Source organism: Mycobacterium sp. 1164985.4, from assembly GCF_001668575.1.
Lineage (GTDB): Bacteria > Actinomycetota > Actinomycetes > Mycobacteriales > Mycobacteriaceae > Mycobacterium.
The window spans coordinates 1-16,340 of sequence record NZ_LZMD01000074.1 but is presented as its reverse complement, the minus strand read 5'-3'; the positions used below and the strand labels follow the sequence as shown (position 1 = coordinate 16,340).

General features: G+C 66.7%; 15 protein-coding genes. 5 read left to right on the top strand and 10 right to left on the bottom strand.

Annotated elements, in window-relative coordinates; genetic code table 11:
- Positions 1-39 precede the first annotated feature (39 nt).
- Genes treS through A5650_RS14945 form a run of 3 tightly spaced genes read left to right on the top strand, consistent with a single transcriptional unit; the run spans position 40 to position 3,607 of the window.
- Complete coding sequence (gene treS, locus A5650_RS14955) at positions 40-1,875, top strand: maltose alpha-D-glucosyltransferase (protein ID WP_067292792.1); 1,836 nt, start codon at positions 40-42, stop codon at positions 1,873-1,875.
- Positions 1,872-3,218, top strand: a complete 1,347-nt coding sequence (locus A5650_RS14950) for a maltokinase N-terminal cap-like domain-containing protein (protein ID WP_067292788.1) — start codon at positions 1,872-1,874, stop codon at positions 3,216-3,218. Before treS ends, A5650_RS14950 begins: the two co-directional genes overlap by 4 nt.
- Before the next feature lie 8 nt (positions 3,219-3,226).
- Positions 3,227-3,607, top strand: coding sequence for a hypothetical protein (locus tag A5650_RS14945; protein ID WP_067292784.1), 381 nt, complete (start codon positions 3,227-3,229; stop codon positions 3,605-3,607).
- On the opposite strand, the gene A5650_RS14940 is transcribed toward A5650_RS14945, so the two are convergent.
- Positions 3,591-4,151, bottom strand: a complete 561-nt coding sequence (locus A5650_RS14940) for a TetR/AcrR family transcriptional regulator (RefSeq protein WP_067293197.1) — start codon at positions 4,149-4,151, stop codon at positions 3,591-3,593. The genes A5650_RS14945 and A5650_RS14940 overlap by 17 nt on opposite strands.
- A gap of 391 nt (positions 4,152-4,542) precedes the next feature.
- On the opposite strand from A5650_RS14940, the gene A5650_RS14935 reads away from it, so the two are divergent.
- Entirely contained in the window at positions 4,543-4,923 is a 381-nt protein-coding gene (locus A5650_RS14935; protein ID WP_067292781.1) for a hypothetical protein, read from the top strand.
- A gap of 73 nt (positions 4,924-4,996) precedes the next feature.
- On the opposite strand, the gene glgX is transcribed toward A5650_RS14935, so the two are convergent.
- Positions 4,997-7,144, bottom strand: a complete 2,148-nt coding sequence (gene glgX / locus A5650_RS14930) for a glycogen debranching protein GlgX (RefSeq protein WP_067292777.1) — start codon at positions 7,142-7,144, stop codon at positions 4,997-4,999.
- A 109-nt stretch (positions 7,145-7,253) separates the two neighbouring features.
- Between glgX and A5650_RS14925 the strand changes: the two genes are divergently transcribed.
- Positions 7,254-8,075 carry an enoyl-CoA hydratase/isomerase family protein gene (locus A5650_RS14925; protein WP_082950768.1) on the top strand — a complete coding sequence of 274 codons (822 nt, stop codon included), beginning with the start codon at positions 7,254-7,256 and terminating at the stop codon, positions 8,073-8,075.
- 115 nt (positions 8,076-8,190) lie between these two features.
- Here the strand turns inward: A5650_RS14925 and pncA are convergent, their stop codons facing one another.
- The 8 genes from pncA to A5650_RS14890 form a co-directional block, all read right to left on the bottom strand.
- On the bottom strand, positions 8,191-8,742 hold the full coding sequence (pncA, locus tag A5650_RS14920) for a pyrazinamidase PncA (RefSeq protein WP_067292774.1): 552 nt from the start codon (positions 8,740-8,742) through the stop codon (positions 8,191-8,193).
- Between the two features lie 11 nt (positions 8,743-8,753).
- A complete protein-coding gene (locus tag A5650_RS14915; RefSeq protein WP_067292770.1) occupies positions 8,754-10,082 on the bottom strand; it encodes a hypothetical protein in 1,329 nt (442 codons plus the stop codon).
- Between the two features lie 2 nt (positions 10,083-10,084).
- Positions 10,085-10,471: a hypothetical protein gene (locus A5650_RS14910; RefSeq protein ID WP_067293191.1), complete on the bottom strand. Its 387-nt coding sequence runs from the start codon at positions 10,469-10,471 to the stop codon at positions 10,085-10,087.
- A gap of 26 nt (positions 10,472-10,497) precedes the next feature.
- On the bottom strand, positions 10,498-10,668 hold the full coding sequence (locus A5650_RS27135) for a hypothetical protein (protein WP_197501888.1): 171 nt from the start codon (positions 10,666-10,668) through the stop codon (positions 10,498-10,500).
- A complete protein-coding gene (locus A5650_RS14905; RefSeq protein ID WP_067292767.1) occupies positions 10,665-12,515 on the bottom strand; it encodes a hypothetical protein in 1,851 nt (616 codons plus the stop codon). The genes A5650_RS27135 and A5650_RS14905 overlap by 4 nt, the downstream gene beginning before the upstream one ends.
- A gap of 82 nt (positions 12,516-12,597) precedes the next feature.
- The gene (locus A5650_RS14900; RefSeq protein ID WP_067292762.1) at positions 12,598-14,085 is read right to left on the bottom strand and encodes an aminotransferase class I/II-fold pyridoxal phosphate-dependent enzyme; all 1,488 of its coding nucleotides are present in this window, start codon (positions 14,083-14,085) and stop codon (positions 12,598-12,600) included.
- 5 nt (positions 14,086-14,090) lie between these two features.
- Positions 14,091-15,269: a zinc-dependent alcohol dehydrogenase gene (locus A5650_RS14895; protein WP_067292758.1), complete on the bottom strand. Its 1,179-nt coding sequence runs from the start codon at positions 15,267-15,269 to the stop codon at positions 14,091-14,093.
- A gap of 59 nt (positions 15,270-15,328) precedes the next feature.
- The gene (locus A5650_RS14890; RefSeq protein WP_231992625.1) at positions 15,329-16,303 is read right to left on the bottom strand and encodes an EspK C-terminal domain-containing protein; all 975 of its coding nucleotides are present in this window, start codon (positions 16,301-16,303) and stop codon (positions 15,329-15,331) included.
- Positions 16,304-16,340 lie beyond the last annotated feature (37 nt).

The window sequence follows — 16,340 nt, the reverse complement described above, 5'->3', positions numbered from 1 at the left end:
CGATTCGTTTCTCCGTCACGTGGGTAGGTTGAAAACCGTATGGAACAGCACAGCGGTGTCTCAGCATCCGACGTATCCGCCGACCACGATCCGGCGGAGGGCAGTCACGTCGAGGACGGCGTCGTCGAGCACCCCAACGCCGGAGACTTCGGCCACGCCCGGGTGTTGCCCGAGGACCGAACGTGGTTCAAACGCGCCGTCTTCTACGAAGTGTTGGTGCGCGCGTTCTACGACTCCAACTCCGACGGCATCGGCGATCTGCGCGGCCTGACCGAGCAATTGGACTACGTGAAGTGGCTTGGCGTGGACTGCCTTTGGCTGCCGCCGTTCTACGATTCGCCGCTTCGCGACGGCGGCTACGACATCCGCGACTTCTACAAGGTGCTGCCCGAGTTCGGCACAGTCGACGATTTCGTCGAACTCCTGGACGCCGCGCACCGTCGCGGTATCCGCGTCATCACCGACCTCGTCATGAACCACACGTCCGATCAACACGCGTGGTTTCAGGAGTCGCGCCGCGATCCCGACGGGCCGTACGGCGACTTCTACGTGTGGAGCGACACCAGCGACAAGTACTCCGACGCCCGGATCATCTTCGTCGACACCGAGGAGTCGAACTGGACCTTCGACCCGGTGCGACGACAGTTCTACTGGCACCGCTTCTTCAGCCACCAGCCCGACCTGAACTACGACAACCCCGCCGTTCAGGAGGCGATGCTCGACGTCCTGCGGTTCTGGCTCGACCTCGGCATCGACGGCTTCCGGTTGGATGCGGTGCCGTACCTGTTCGAGCGCGAGGGCACCAACTGCGAGAACCTGCCCGAGACGCACGCCTTCCTCAAGCACTGCCGCAAGGTGATCGACGACGAATACCCGGGACGGGTGCTGCTGGCCGAGGCCAACCAGTGGCCCGCCGACGTGGTCGAGTACTTCGGCGACCCGGACACCGGTGGCGATGAATGCCACATGGCGTTCCACTTTCCGCTGATGCCCCGCATCTTCATGGCGGTCCGTCGCGAGTCGCGGTTCCCGATCTCGGAGATCCTGGCGCAGACGCCCGACATCCCAGAGATGGCGCAGTGGGGCATCTTCCTGCGAAACCACGACGAGCTCACGCTGGAGATGGTCACCGACGAAGAGCGTGACTACATGTACTCCGAGTACGCCAAGGATCCGCGGATGAAGGCGAACGTCGGAATCCGCCGACGGCTGGCGCCGCTTTTGGACAACGACCGCAACCAAATGGAGTTGTTCACCGCGCTGCTGTTGTCGCTGCCCGGTTCGCCGGTGCTGTACTACGGCGACGAAATCGGGATGGGCGACATCATCTGGCTCGGCGACCGCGACGCCGTGCGAACCCCGATGCAGTGGACGCCCGACCGCAACGCCGGTTTCTCGACCGCGACGCCCGGACGCGTGTATCTGCCGCCGAACCAGGATGCGATCTACGGCTACCAAGCGGTCAACGTCGAGGCGCAGCGCGACATCTCGACCTCGCTGCTGAACTGGACCCGCACGATGCTCACGGTCCGCAGCCGCCACGAGGCGTTCGCCATCGGCAGCTTCCACGAGCTCGGCGGCTCCAACCCGTCGGTGCTGACCTACGTTCGCGAGGTCGAGAGGGAGAACGGGACGAAGGACGGTGGGCGGGATGGCGGGAAGGACACCGTGCTTTGTGTCAACAACCTGTCGCGTTTCCCTCAGCCGATCGAGATGAACCTGCAGGCCTACAACGGATACACGCCGATCGAGATGACCGGATACGTGGAATTCCCCCGTATCGGCCAGCTGCCCTATCTACTGACCCTGCCCGGCCATGGCTTCTACTGGTTCTCGCTGAAGCCGCCCAGCCCGGAGCCTGGAGAGCAGTCATGAACCTTCCGTTCGACGAGTGGCTACCTCAGCAGCGGTGGTACGCCGGCCGCAGCCGTGAGCTGGCCTCGGTACAGCAGGCGGCCTGCACCGGTCTGCGCGATGATCTGGACCTTGTGTTGCTCGACGTGTCCTACACCGACGGCTCGAGTGAGCGCTATCAGGTGTTGGTCCGGTGGAACACCGGTCCGATAGAGGAGTATGCGGAGGTCGCAACGATCGGCGCCGACGGTGACCGCACCGCCTACGACGCGCTCTACGATCCGGTCGCCGCCCAGTATCTGCTGTCGCTGATCGACTCGTCGGCGACGGTCGGCGCCGGGGCCGACGCGGTGCGCTTCGTCAAGGAACCCGACGTCCAGTTGCCGCTCGATGCCGCGCCGCGGGTATCAGGAGCCGAGCAGAGCAACACCAGCGTGGTGTTCGAGGAGAAGGCGATCCTCAAGCTGTTCCGCCGGATCACGCCGGGCACGAACCCCGACATCGAGTTGAACCGCGTGCTGGCCCGTGCCGACAACCCGCATGTCGCGCGGCTCCTCGGGTCGTTCGAGACGAACTGGGGCGGCAGCGAGGATGGCGAGCCGTGCGCGCTGGGCATGGTCACCGAGTTCGCCGCGACGTCGGCCGAGGGCTGGGACATGGCGACCGCGAGCACCCGCGATCTGTTCGCCGAGGGCGACCTGTACGCCGACGAGGTCGGCGGTGACTTCGCGGGCGAGTCGTACCGGCTCGGTGAGGCGGTCGCGTCCGTGCACGCGACGCTGGCCGAAGAACTCGGCACCGAGACCACCTTGTTCCCCACCGACACCGCGCTCGAGCGACTGGTGTCGGCGACCAATTCGGTGCCCGACCTGGAGCAGTACGCCCCCCTGATCGAGGAGCGCTACCGCAAGCTGTCGGAAGACACCGTGACGGTCCAGCGCATCCACGGCGATCTGCATCTCGGTCAGGTGCTGCGCACCCCCGAGGGCTGGCTGCTGATCGACTTCGAGGGCGAGCCCGGCCAACCGCTCCAGGAGCGTCGCCGGCCGGATTCCACGCTTCGCGACGTGGCCGGGATATTGCGGTCCTTCGAATACGCCGCGTACCAACGGCTGATGGAACAATCCTTCGACGAGGACCACGACCGCCAGCTCGGCGCGCGCGCCCGCGAGTGGGTGGACCGCAACGCCGCTTCGTTCTGCGAGGGCTACGCCGAGGTGTCCGGCACCGACCCGCGCGACTCCCGGCAGCTGCTCGCGGCCTACGAATTGGACAAGGCGGTGTACGAAGCGGCGTACGAGGCACGGTTCCGGCCGAGCTGGCTGCCGATTCCCTTGAAGTCGATAGCGCGCCTCGTCGGCTGAACCGGACCGTGGCCAAGTACTCGCTCAACGACGCCGCGATGGCCAGGGCCCGCGAGCTCATCGATGCGCGCCAATACGTGCTCGACAGTGACTGGGGTGAGGTGCAGCCGCGAGCCGAGGCGCAGAACGCCTATCTCGAGACGCACTCGTGGGACGACTACGCGGGCTGGCACCTCGGTCTGACCGACGGCGCCCGCGACGAGACGAAGGCGCGGTACGCGTTTGTCTACGGCGACTTTCGGCGGCTGCACCGCTCGGGGCTCATCGCCTGCGTGTACCGGGCAGCCGAATGGCGGCACAAGGACATCGAACTCGCCGCCCACCACCTGCTGCAGTACCTGGACGCCAAGACCGGGCTCAAACCATCGCGGCCTATCCGCGAAGCATGAGGTCGAGCACCCGCTCGCTCATCGACGCGGGTTCTCGAGGCGCCGAACCGACCTCGTGCAACAGACCCAAGCCGGTGGCGAACAAAAGGGCCGAACGCAGATCGGCCTCACCCGGCTCGAATCCGTAGTCGACGAACGCCTCCCGCACCGCGCCCAGGACGCGAGCGTCGCTCTGCTGGACGCTGGCGAGCACCGTCGCGTCGGTCAACGACCACACCCGCATGGCCCGCTCCAGCGCCCAGTGGTCCGGGCACATCAGCGTCTGGATCATCACCGCCAGCCGAGCGCGGGGGTCCGCGTCGCGCATGTCCTCGAAACGCCGCCGGCGCTCGTCGTGCAGATTGCCCCAAGCCCGCGCCAGCGCGTCGCGGTAGGCGGGCATGTCGGTGAAGTGCCAATAGAAGCTGCCCTTGGTGACGTCGAGACGGTCACACAGGCGACCGATCCGCAGCGCGCCGGGGCCGCCGTCGGCGAGCACGTCGAAACCGGCCTGGATCCAGTCTTGGGCGGTCACACGGCGGCCGGTGCTGGGAGGCGCCGTCATGGAGGGCAGCATACGGCGACTTCCCGCCCTGTACTGACACTCACGCAAATTTCTGACGTGCGGGTTCACCGTTCGGTCGGCGGCAACGCAATGGGCAGACGGCAACCGTGGCCGCCGGTAGGCGCCGCCGCTCATCGGCTCCTACTCGCCCCGCCGGGCGTGTGACGCTCTGGCTGTCAGTCGCGACGGCCACGGTTGCTGTGAGGCAAACCATAGCACACAGGCCTGCTCTCGTCAGGCACCTTCACCCCCAAGAGCGGTGTCGCACAGGCAGTTTCGCACCGGGTGGCGTTGCGCGGAAAGGATGGGCGGCATTCGTCGGGCGGCGCGAATCGCGCCGCGGGGTGCAGCGCGGCGTTTAGCGACCCGGCAGGTGGGCAACCGGATAACTGTGAGCGCAAATCCGGACCCAGGTTATTCACCCAACGACGGCGGCGGCGTCGGCGACACGCTGCGCCCGACCGAGGCGTTCGACTCCGACGACGTGCGTAATGACGATGGCGACGAGACCGTCGACCCGCCAGAGCAGTGGCGTGAAGCCGACAAGATCAACGCCGACGGCGAGGTCGACGAGAGCCTCGACGAGAAGCTCGCCGCCGAAGAACCCGAACAACCCGAACTGAACGAGCCGATGAGCGAGCCCAGCGGCGACACCGAGGTGCGCGCCGACGATCAGGTGGATCGTCTCGACCCCGAACAGCATGGCCGCAGCGAGGGCCAGGTCGACGGCACTCCCGAGGACGGCGACTCGTTCTTTCCGGTCGTCGAGTAGCAACCCCCGAACTTAGCTTGTGCGCGAAGATCAGCCGATTCTCGCGCACAACCTCACGTTCGCGCTACGGCGGCTACTCCTCCGGGGCCGCCTGCAACACGATGACCGAGCGCGCAGCGACGGACACCTTCTGCCCGGCATCGACCGTCGTCGGCTCATCATCGCCGTCCGCGGCCGAGTCGATCACCGCGACCCAGGAGTCGCCGAACTTCTTCTCCGGCAACACGAAATCGATCGCCTCGTAGTGGGCGTTGAAGCACAACACGAACGAGTCGTCGACGATGCGCTGGCCGCGCACATCGCGGTCGGGGATGCCGTTGCCGTTGAGGTACACCGCGATTGACTTGGCGTAACCCGCTTCCCAGTCCTCGTCGCTCATCTCGGAGCCGTCGGGCGCGAACCAGGCGATGTCGGGAAGTCCGTCACCGCCGCGCTGGCGCACCGGACGTCCGGAGAAGAATCGGCGCCGACGGAACACCGGGTGCGCCGCGCGCAGCGCCGACACCTTGCGGGTGAATTCCATCAGATCGGTGTCCGGGTTGTCCCAGTCGATCCACGACAGTTCGTTGTCCTGGCAGTAGACGTTGTTGTTGCCTTGCTGGGTGCGTCCGAGCTCGTCGCCGTGGGCAATCATCGGCACACCCTGCGAAAGCAGCAGTGTGGTAAGGAAATTACGCTGTTGGCGTGCGCGCAGCGCGTTCACCTCGGGGTCGTCTGTCGGCCCCTCGACGCCGCAGTTCCAGGACCGGTTGTGGCTTTCGCCGTCATTGTTGTCCTCGCCGTTGGCCTCGTTGTGCTTCTCGTTGTAGGACACCAGATCGCGAAGCGTGAACCCGTCGTGGGCGATGACGAAGTTGATGGACGCGACGGGTCGCCGGCCGGTCTGCTCGTAGAGGTCGGCCGAACCCGTTAAGCGGTAAGCGAGTTCGTCGAGCGTCGCCGGCTCGCCACGCCAGTAGTCGCGGACCGTGTCGCGGTACTTGCCGTTCCACTCCGTCCACTGCGGCGGGAAGTTGCCGACCTGATAGCCGCCGGGCCCGACGTCCCACGGCTCGGCGATCAACTTGACCTGGCTGACGGTCGGATCCTGTTGCACGAGTTCAAAAAACGTCGACAGCCGATCGACATCGTAGAACTCGCGGGCCAACGTCGAGGCCAGGTCGAAGCGAAACCCGTCGACGTGCATCTCGGTGACCCAGTACCGCAGCGAGTCCATGATCAGCTGAAGCGAATGCGGATGGCCGACGTTGAGGCTGTTACCGGTGCCGGTGTAGTCCATGTAGTACCGCTTGTCGTCCTCGACCAGCCGGTAGTACGCGCCATTGTCGATGCCGCGCATGGACAGCGTCGGACCCAAATGGTTGCCCTCGGCGGTGTGGTTATAGACCACGTCGAGGATCACCTCGATGCCGGCCTCGTGCAGCGCGCGGACCATCGCCTTGAACTCCTGCACCTGACCACCGGGGTTCGGGCTGGAGCTGTACTTGGAGTCCGGCGCGAGGAAGCCGATCGTGTTGTAGCCCCAGTAGTTCGACAGGCCTTTGTCGATCAGCGTCGAGTCGTTGGCGAAGTGGTGCACCGGCAGCAGCTCGATCGCTGTCACGCCGAGCGACTGCAGATGCTCGATGATCACCGGGTGCGCCACGGCCGAATACGTGCCGCGAATGTTCTCGGGGATGTCGGGATGCGTCTGCGTGAGGCCTTTGACGTGCGCCTCGTAGATGACCGAATCGGCATACTCGTAGTCCGGCGGCCGATCGTTGCCCCAGTCGAAGTACGGGTTGATGACCACCGACTTCGGCATGCTCGCCGCGGAGTCGTCGTCGTTGCGGCTGTCGGGGTCACCGAAGTTGTAGCTGAACAGCGACTGGTTCCAGTCGAAGTTGCCATCGATGGCCTTCGAGTACGGGTCGAGCAGCAGCTTGTTCGGGTTGCAGCGCTGACCCGTCGGCGGGTCGTAGGTGCCGTGCACCCGGTAGCCGTACCGCTGACCGGGCTCGATGTTCGGGATGAAGCCGTGCCAGACGAACGCGTCGTTCTCGGGGAGCGTTATCCGGGTCTCGGTGCCGTCGGCGTCGAACAGACACAGCTCGACCTTTTCGGCCGCCTCACTGAACACCGCGAAGTTGGTGCCCGTCCCGTCATAGGTCGCGCCGAGCGGGTAGGCCTTACCCGGCCACACCTCATGGGACGCGGCTTGGGGGGCGGGGGCTTGAGTCAATTCTCACTCCAGACGACGACACAACTCACAACGGAACGATACGGGTGTGCCCGATGCGGCAGCATCACAACCAACTCCGCATCAAAATCACACGAACCAGGAGAAACGCGTGGCCGTCCGCCCCGACCTGCCCGGTTACCGGACGCTGCTGACCGACGTCGACGACGGCGTGGCGACCATCACCCTGAATCGGCCGCGGCAGCGCAACGCCGTCGGCGACGGTATGCGCACCGAACTCGCCGATGCGTACCGCATCCTCGGCCACGACGACCGCATCCGGGTGATCGTGCTTACCGGCACTCCGCCGGCGTTCTGCGCCGGCGCCGACCTGGCGCCCGGTGAGGACACCTTCGCCGCGCCGGGGGTCGGGTTCAGCGCGGCGGGCATCGATGTGCCCGCGTGGGCGCTGCCCAAGCCGGTCATCGCGGCGGTCAACGGGCACGCGATCGGGCTGGGCCTGACGATGGCGCTGCAGTGCGACATCCGGTTCTTCGCCGCCGAGGGCCGTTACGGCGTCGTGCAGGTGCGGCGCGGGGTCGTCGGCGACGCGTACTCGCATTGGGTCCTGCCGCGGCTGGTCGGCATCGCCAACGCGGCCGAAATCCTGCTCAGCGGAGTCACATTCGATGGCGCGCGGGCGGTGGAACTCGGACTCGGTAGCCGTGTGCTGCCCGCCGACGAGGTGCTGCCGGCCGCGTGCGAACTCGCCCGCGACATCGCGGTGAACGCCGCGCCGATGTCGGTGGCCGCCAGCAAGCGCCTGCTGTGGGATTCGTTCGACCTGGACCGGTCCGCGGTCGGCGATCGCGAGACCGAGATCCACCTGCGATTGATGGGGCACGAGGACGCCAAGGAAGGCGTGCGCGCGTTCATGCAGCGCAGAGCGCCGATGTGGACGGGCAAGCCGGTGGACCCGACGGCGGGAGACTAGCTCGATGGCCGCGCTTCTCAACGCGGCTCGTGCCTCGCCGCTTGATCGTCGCGCGGCTAAGCGATGGCCGCGCTTCTTAACGCGGCTCGTGCCTCGCCGCTTGATCGTCGCGCGGCTAAGCGATCGCGACGCCGGCCGCGCGCAGGTCTTCGACGGCCATGGCCGTGGAATCTGCGGCGACCCCCGCGGTCAGGTCCAACAGGACGCGGGTCGTGAAGCCGTTGGCGGCGGCGTCGGCCGCCGTCGCGCGCACGCAGTAGTCGGTCGCGATGCCGACCACGTCGACCTCGTCGACGCCGCGCTGACGCAGCCAGTCCGCCAACGACATGCCGTTCTCGTCGGTCCCCTCGAAACCGCTGTAGGCCGCCGCGTACTCGCCCTTGGTGAAGACCGCCTCGACCGCGTCGGGGGAGAACTGCGGGTGAAAGTCGGCGCCCGTGGTGCCGACCACGCAGTGCTTCGGCCAGGAGCTCTCGAAGTCGGGGTTCTCGGAGAAGTGGTCGCCGGGGTCGATGTGAAAGTCCTTGGTGGCCACCACGTGTGCATAGTCGGTCTGGCTCGCGAGGAGCGCGCTGATGTTGCGGGCGACGTCGGTGCCGCCGGTGACGGCCAGCGATCCGCCCTCGCAGAAGTCGTTCTGTACGTCGACGATGATCAGCGCCTTCATGCTCTTCGACGCTACCCGCCGAACAGCAGGTACAGCCCGGTGAATGTGTAGCCGACCATCACCAGCATCATCGCCAGCTGCCCGGTCAGCTGATGGCCCGACGGAAGCAGGCGCAGGGCGCGGTCATGCGCCGCGAGGACGGCTGCGACGTGTCCGGCCACGACGAAGCCGACCTTGAGCGTGGCCAGCACCGCCGGATGCTGCGAGAGGAAGTAGCTGACCTCGGCGTCGTGCAGCCAGAACAGGTTCCAGCCGCGAGCCAGTGGATCGGCGAGCAGGATGATCGTCTGCTGTCCGCGCTCGACCAGATACGTCAGGTAATGGGCGAACACGTAGCCGATGACGATCGGGATCAGCGAGTGTGCCATCTCGCCGGGCAACCGGCGGCGCTGGTCGCGGTCCACGCCGCCAGTGGCGATCGAGGCGAGCGAGAACGTCGCCGCGACCACCGCCGCGAACGTCAGCAAGCCGACGGTCTTGATCAGAGTCGCGGTGAGCGTCGAGGAGGAGTGGTCGTCGACGAAGTTCCGCCATACCGGCATCGCCGAGAAGCTGTCGAACGCAGTCGATCCCAGCAGGACGGCCATGACCGCGACGACGCCAGGACGCACCGGCAACGACGGTAGATGGTCGAACGGGTTGCCGATGGCGACCCGGCCGGTCGCAGGATCGCGGCGAAACGGGGACAGCCGGGAGGCCACCACGCTGTACATCTCGAAGGGGTCGGCCCGCGTGCACCACCGCTCACCGCACACCAGGGCCCCGGCCAGGGTGACCACAAGATAGACGAGCAACCAGATGCGAATGGCGTTGAGCGAACCGGGGTCGGGGCTGGCGAGTTCCAGCCAGACGAACGCGAACAGCCCGAACACGGCGGGCCAGTAGCCCAGCCACGGGGGGTAGGCCAGCCCGAGCGACCGCCCGCGCAACAGCCGAAGCACCGTCCGCACAGGCGATATCGCGCGCCACACCGGTCCGATGATCAGCGACACCGCCACCAGGCCTACCCAGAGCAGGACGTAAAAGACGCCGGGTAACGGGTTCTGGTTGTTCTGCGGGCCGAGGACCGCGGCGACACCGACCCACACCGCGAACACCAACCCGGCGAGAGCGACGGCCCATCGGGTGGCGGACGCGTCGACGAACGTCGTCACCCAACGGGGAAGCGGGCGAACCGAATTGGCCGGATCGAACTTGGGCTTCTTCCACGCCAGCGCCACCACCGCGAAGGTGAACGTCAACGCCCACGCGGCGCCGACCAGTGCATAGGTGTAGGGGATCGGCAGGTCGGTCGAGCCACCGAGGCCGTGTGCCAGTACGGAAACCGTCGGTTCCCGCATCGCTACTGGACTTGCACCGTGGCGACGACGCGATTCAACTCGTGCAGCTCGATCTCCACGTTGCCGGGCACGTCGACCGTGAACTGGAACTGCTGGCCGGGCTTGGGATCCACCTTGAAGGTGTGCTCGGGCACCGAGTGGACGTGAAGTTCATCGGCGGCGTCGCTGTTGACCCGCAGCACGATCGGCTCGCCGACCTTGGCTTGCACCCGGGCGTTGGTCGGGTCGACCTTGCCGCCCTCGATGGAGATGTCGATGCTGACGCGATCGGTCGGCCGCTGCTGATCCGGCATGTTGGCCGCGCCCGCCGTCGACTCGGCGGGACCGTTGCTTTCGGTGTCGTTGCGTGAGCCGCCGCAGCCTGCGACGAGCAGCGTCACCGCGGCCATGACGCAGATCGCAGTGTGGATCGGTTTCACGTGTTGCTCTCCCCGTCGGTTCGGGCTTCTCGTTTGCGTCGGTTCTTCATCGCGATGTAGACCACCACCCCGGCGACGACGATCGCCGGGGCGAAGGCGGGCACCGCGATCCACACCGAGTGGTCTGCGAGGATCAGGACGTCGGCGTCGGCTGTGCCGGCCGTCATGATTGCGCGCTCGGCTCGAGCTTGGCTTCACTGCCGGTGGGCTCGCTCCGATTGATGCGGCCGCCGCCCCAAGTCACGCCCGTGACCATGGCCAGCGAGCACACGAGCACCACGAGGCAACCGATCAGCCACAGCGACGCCGGAATGTCCGGGCTGCGTTCGCGCTGCAGGATCGTGACTTCGGAGACGAACGGGCGGGTCATCGACGCCTCGGCGGGGACTTCCTGCGCACCGATACCGGGGTCGCCCGCTAGGTATACCGGCACCGCCGTCAGCATGCGGCCGTCGTGGACGCGCAGAAGTGTCTTCCACTCGCCGGAGACCGGCATCGGCTTGGTGGAGCGGTAGTGGCCGGGCCCGACCAGCTCGAGGTTGTCGACGAACATTCCGCGCTGGTTCTCCAGCCTTCCCTGCCACGCGAGCACCGACACCCAGTTCGGATCCTCGCTCAGCAGGTTGGCGGGTGTGATCTGCACGTCGGCGGTGGCGTACCGTGCCCCGTCGTCGCTGGGCACATCGGTCAAAACGATTGTCGCGTTGGCATTTTCGGGGACCTCGTACCGCAGGCCATTGGCGGCCGCACCACCGATGGCGATCACGGTCAACGCAACGAGGCCGATGCTCAAGGCCCGGCGCGGGAGCCGCTGTTCCGTGAGCACCATCCCGATCATCGCTCCGCAGGCGCCGGTCAGGATCGCGACGGGCACCGCCATCGCCAGCGCCTCGGGCCAGATGCTGGTGTGCCACGGCAAGTGATAGACGCTGTTGATCCACAGCGACTCCAGCCACAGGCCGACGGTGCCAACGGCGAGGCCGGCAACCGCTCCGAATAGCACCGGACGCTTGTACAGCGGCGTCAGGGCAACCAGTTCGACCACGACGGCCGCACCGAGGTAGAGCGGGAACCAGTTGACCGGCGCGTCGAGCACCGGGGCGACCAGGAACGCGACGATTCCGCGCAGGCCGATGGCGATCACCGCGGAGATGAGCGCGGCGCCGCGACCGAGGTAGATACGCGCGGCGACCAGCGCGAGTGCCGCGGCGGCGGCGATCAGCATCGGCTGGAAGACCTGCCGGAACTGCGGGACGCCGAAGTCGAATTCAATCTGGTAGACGGACATGCCGATGAGGACACCGGCGAACGCCAGGTACTGGATGAACTTCAGACCGATGCCGTCGGGCGGTGAATCCGGCCCCCGCACCCGCTTGCCTTCGAGTTCGAGGTAGGCAGCCGCGAGCGTGGAGAAGCCCGCGCCGCCGATCATCATCAGGTGGGTCGGCCCCCACAGTGTGACGTCCTGTCCGAAGATCCGGTGCCAGACGTCGTCGAGGGGGAAACCCATCAGAGCGTAGAGCCCGCAGCCGGCCATCACCAGGCCGCCGACCGGGGCGTACCAGTGGTCGGTGATGCGCACCGCAGCGGGGCCGGGCTTTTCCTCCTCGCCGCGCGGGAGCACGACCGCGGTGCAGCCGGCGACGAAAATGCCGAACAGGCCGATGAGGATGAAGTAGTGCGCGGGGTTGGCCAACGCGCCGTCGTCGCGCCCGTTGCCGATGTGCAGGCTGACGTCCCAAATGAACCCGAACAGCGCGCAGATGATCGACGCGACGAAGATCGCGATCGGCATGGCGACCCATGACGGTCGCTTGAAGCGCCGCCCGGACCAGTCGCCCAGGCGGGCCAGCCAGTCGATCTTGTGGGTTCGGTGCATCCAACCGACCCACAGCATCAACACCGCGACGACCGCGGCGACGGCCGTCAGACCGATGATCTCGTTGAGTGCGGCACCGCCGCCCTCACTCTGGGCCAGCACCGAAATGTCTGAAGGTCTCCACGTACTCGTCATATGCCCCACCTGCCGAATCTCGGAGGAAACTCCTTACTGGTCGGTAATGTTGCCAGAACTTGTGATACCGAAACCAGGGGTATCAGGTAGCGACAACACGAATTGTCTCGAGCGTTGTATCGGCTGCATCGGGAATGTTCATCCCTGCCTGCAGACCGGTCCGTAGATAGTTGAGGACCGCGTCGTTGAGCCGCTCACCGGGGACGACGGCGGGGATCCCGGGCGGGTAGGGAGTGATCTGCTCGGCGCAGATCCGTCCGGTCGCGTTGTCGACGGGCACGTCTTCGACCCGCCCGAAGAAGGCGTCGCGGGGCAGCTGCACAGATTCGAGCTGGATCTCCTCCGGGGATGGAAGGCGCATGGGAGTCGGCGGGTCGAAATCCTCGGCTGCCCGGCGCCACGCGGTCAGCGCGTCGAGCAGTCGTTCGGCGGTGGCCTTGTCGTCGGCGAAGGACAAGGTGACCAGGATGCGCCGGTGATCGCTCATCCCGACGTCGATGTGCTTGTGGGCGCGCAGCCAGTCGTGTGTCTGGTAACCCGTGGTGCCGGTGCCCGAGAGGTCGATCAGAATCTGCATCCGGTCGAGGTCATGAGACGCCTCGGCCCCCAGCAGATCGTCTTCCATCACGGCGACGTCGGGGATCAGATCGATTTCATGGCGGAGCCAGCGTGCGAGTTCGAGCGCGTCGCCGAGCAACTCGTGACCGTGTTCGACCATCTGTCGGCGCCAGCCGTCCATGGCGGCATACATCAGCACGTTCGGGCTGGTGGTCATCAACAGATCGGCGCACGCCGAGAGCCGGTCCTGGTCGATGAGGTCGCCCTGCAGGTGGAAGACGGAGCCCTGCTCGAATCCAGCCCCCATCTTGTGCACGCTGACGACGCAGACATCGGCGCCGGCATCCATCGCCCACGTCGGCAGATCTTCGTGGAACGGAAGGTGCGCGCCCCAGGCCTCGTCGACGATCAGCGGCTTGTTGCGTTCGTGGCAGACGTCGGCGATCGCGCGCAGGTCGGTACAGGTGCCGTAGGGGCTCGGGCAGACGACGAGCGCGCCTGCGGCGTCGGGGTGTTGGTCCCAGGCACGACGGAAGTCGTCGGGGGACGGCGGATGGCTGAAGTGCCGCTCGGCGTCCCACCGCGGGGCGACCCAGCGCGGTTGAACGCCGGAGAAGATGAGTCCGGCGACGATGGACTTGTGGCTGTCGCGTGGGACGAGCAGGCCCCCGCCGGCCGGGCCGGCAATCCCACCGGAGCCCCCGCCCGCGACGGCCATCATCGCCGCCTTCACCGACAATGAGCTGCCGCAGGTGGAGAACCAGGCGACCTTGGCGCCTACGGCTTCGGCCATTAGATCCTCGGCGCGCGTGAGGTATCCGTTGCTGCTGCGGCGATCGTCGAGACCGCCGTTGGCGAGGAGGTCGTCGGCGAAGGCCTGTGGACCGATCACGTCGAGCACGCGCTGGTCCGTGCCGCGACCCTGCCGGTGACCCGGCGGGGTGAAGCCGTAGCGGTTCTGCCGTCGGTAATCGGCGAGCGCGTCGAGCAGCGGAGCTTCCGACTGATCCATCGGCATCAGGGCTTGAGGATGACCTTGACCATGCCGTCTTCCTTCTTCTGGAAGGTCTCGTACGCGCCCGGTGCGTCGTCGAGCGGCAGTCGGTGGGTGGCGAATTGTTCGACGCCCAGCGGATCTTCGGGGGTCAGCAACGGCAGGATGTCGGGCACCCATTTCTTGACGTTGGCCTGACCCATTCGCAGCTGAATCTGCTTGTCGAACAACGTCATCATGTTGATCGGGTCGGCGGCACCGCCATAGACGCCGGACAGGGAGATGGTGCCGCCGCGACGGACGAGCGTGATCGCGGAGTTCAGGGCGGCGAGCCGGTCGACGCCTGCGTTCTTCATCACGACGCGGCCGACCGGGGAGGGGAGGAAGCCGCTGGCGGTCTGCAGTGTTTCCGCGACGGGTGAGCCGTGTGCCTCCATGCCGACGGCGTCGATGACCGAGTCGGCGCCGCGACCGTCGGTGTGGCTCTTGACCACCTCGTCGGCGTCATCGGTACGGAGGTCGATGAGCTCGTCGCAGTAGGCGCGTGCGCGGGAGAGGCGCTCGTCGACGAGATCGACACCGATGACTTTGCAGCCTTTGCGATGTGCCGCGATCCGACACGCCATCGAGCCGATCGGTCCCAGGCCGAGGACGACCAGGGTGCCGCCGTCGGGCACCGCCGCGTATTCGACGGCCTGCCATGCGGTGGGCAGGACGTCGGAGAGGTAGACGTAACGGTCGTCGGGTCCGTCGTCGGGGACCTTGATGTGGGTGTACTGGGCTTGGGGGACGCGCAAGTATTCGGCCTGGCCGCCCGCTACCTCGCCGTACAGCTTGGAGTAGCCGAACAGCGCGGCGCCGGTGCCCTGGTCGCGGTTCTGGGTGGTCTCGCATTGGCTCTGAAGACCGTGATCGCACATGAAGCAGTGGCCACAGGAGATGTTGAACGGGATGACGACGCGGTCGCCCGGTTGCAGGCCGTCGACCTCGCGCCCGACCTCTTCGACGACGCCCATTGCTTCGTGGCCGAGGATGTCGCCGGGGTTCATGAACGCGCCGAGCACCTCGTAGAGGTGGAGGTCTGAACCGCAGATGTTGGTGCTGGTGACCCGGATGATCGCGTCGGTGGGTTCCTTGATCGCCGGATCGGGCACATTGTCGACGGATACCTTCCGACGACCCTGCCACGTGACTGCTCGCATGGGCGCCTCCTCGATGGTCTGAGGGAGGCGTGCCCATTCGGGCGGTTACCAAACGTGGGTCAGACGGTGGCGCCGGTGGAGATGGCGTCCTGCACGAGGACGCTCAGGTGCTGCCAGTAGATCCAGTCGGCGATCGCGGCGCGTTGGTCGGCGGCTTGCGTCGCAGTGTGTGCACGATGTAGCGCAAGTTCCTGGGCGTGGTCGGCGTAGTCGACGAAGCACAGCAGTTGGACGCGACCGCGGTCGGGTGCATTGCTGAGCAGTGGACGGAAGACTTCGAACCACAGCAGAGCGCGGCGATCCTCGGGGGGTGTGGCGTCGGTGGGCGCAGGTGGCAGGACCTCGGCAAGCCCGGTCGGTGTGATAGCGGCCAATTTGCTTGCCGCGTCGGGGGATATCACCTGAAGACGGTGGCGGCCTGCCATGCGGCCGCTGTCGGGGATGTCGTCGGGACGCAGGATGATTCTGGGGGCGCCGGGGTCGAAGCCCTTGAACTGGTCCTCGGTGGCGATGACGGCGCGCAGCTCGGTGTTGTGGTGTTGAGCCCAACCATGAAGCGCGAGAATGGGATACGTCGCCCAGGAGCCGCGGATGTGCGCAGGGATGGCTTCGTCGGCGGTGGCCATCTTGACGCGGTCGGGCAGCTTGACACTATCGGGGATATACCCGAGACCGTAGTTGTTGGCGACGACGATGGAGCCGTCCTTCGCGAGGCCGGTGACCCAGAAGAAGCCCATGTCAGTGTTGTCGACATTGAGTGCTGCGGCGACGCGTTGGGCAAACTGGGTGGGATCGTTGCCGGCGGGCCGCCTGGTGGCGGCGGCGATGGCTTCGCGTTGGGCGCGTACGGCCGAAACCGGAACGGGCGCAGGGGCGCCGACGGTGCTCGCACCGGGGCCGGCGGTGCTCGCGGCTGCGCCGGGGCCGACGTTGGCGGCGGGAGCGACGGGGGCTGCCGGCGGAGGAGTCGGTGGGGGACCCAGCGGTACGGGTGGGGCGGGTGCAGGCGCTTGCAGAAGGCATTCCCGAGCCACCCGCTTCATTCAAGCCCGAGGGCGACGATGCTCTGTC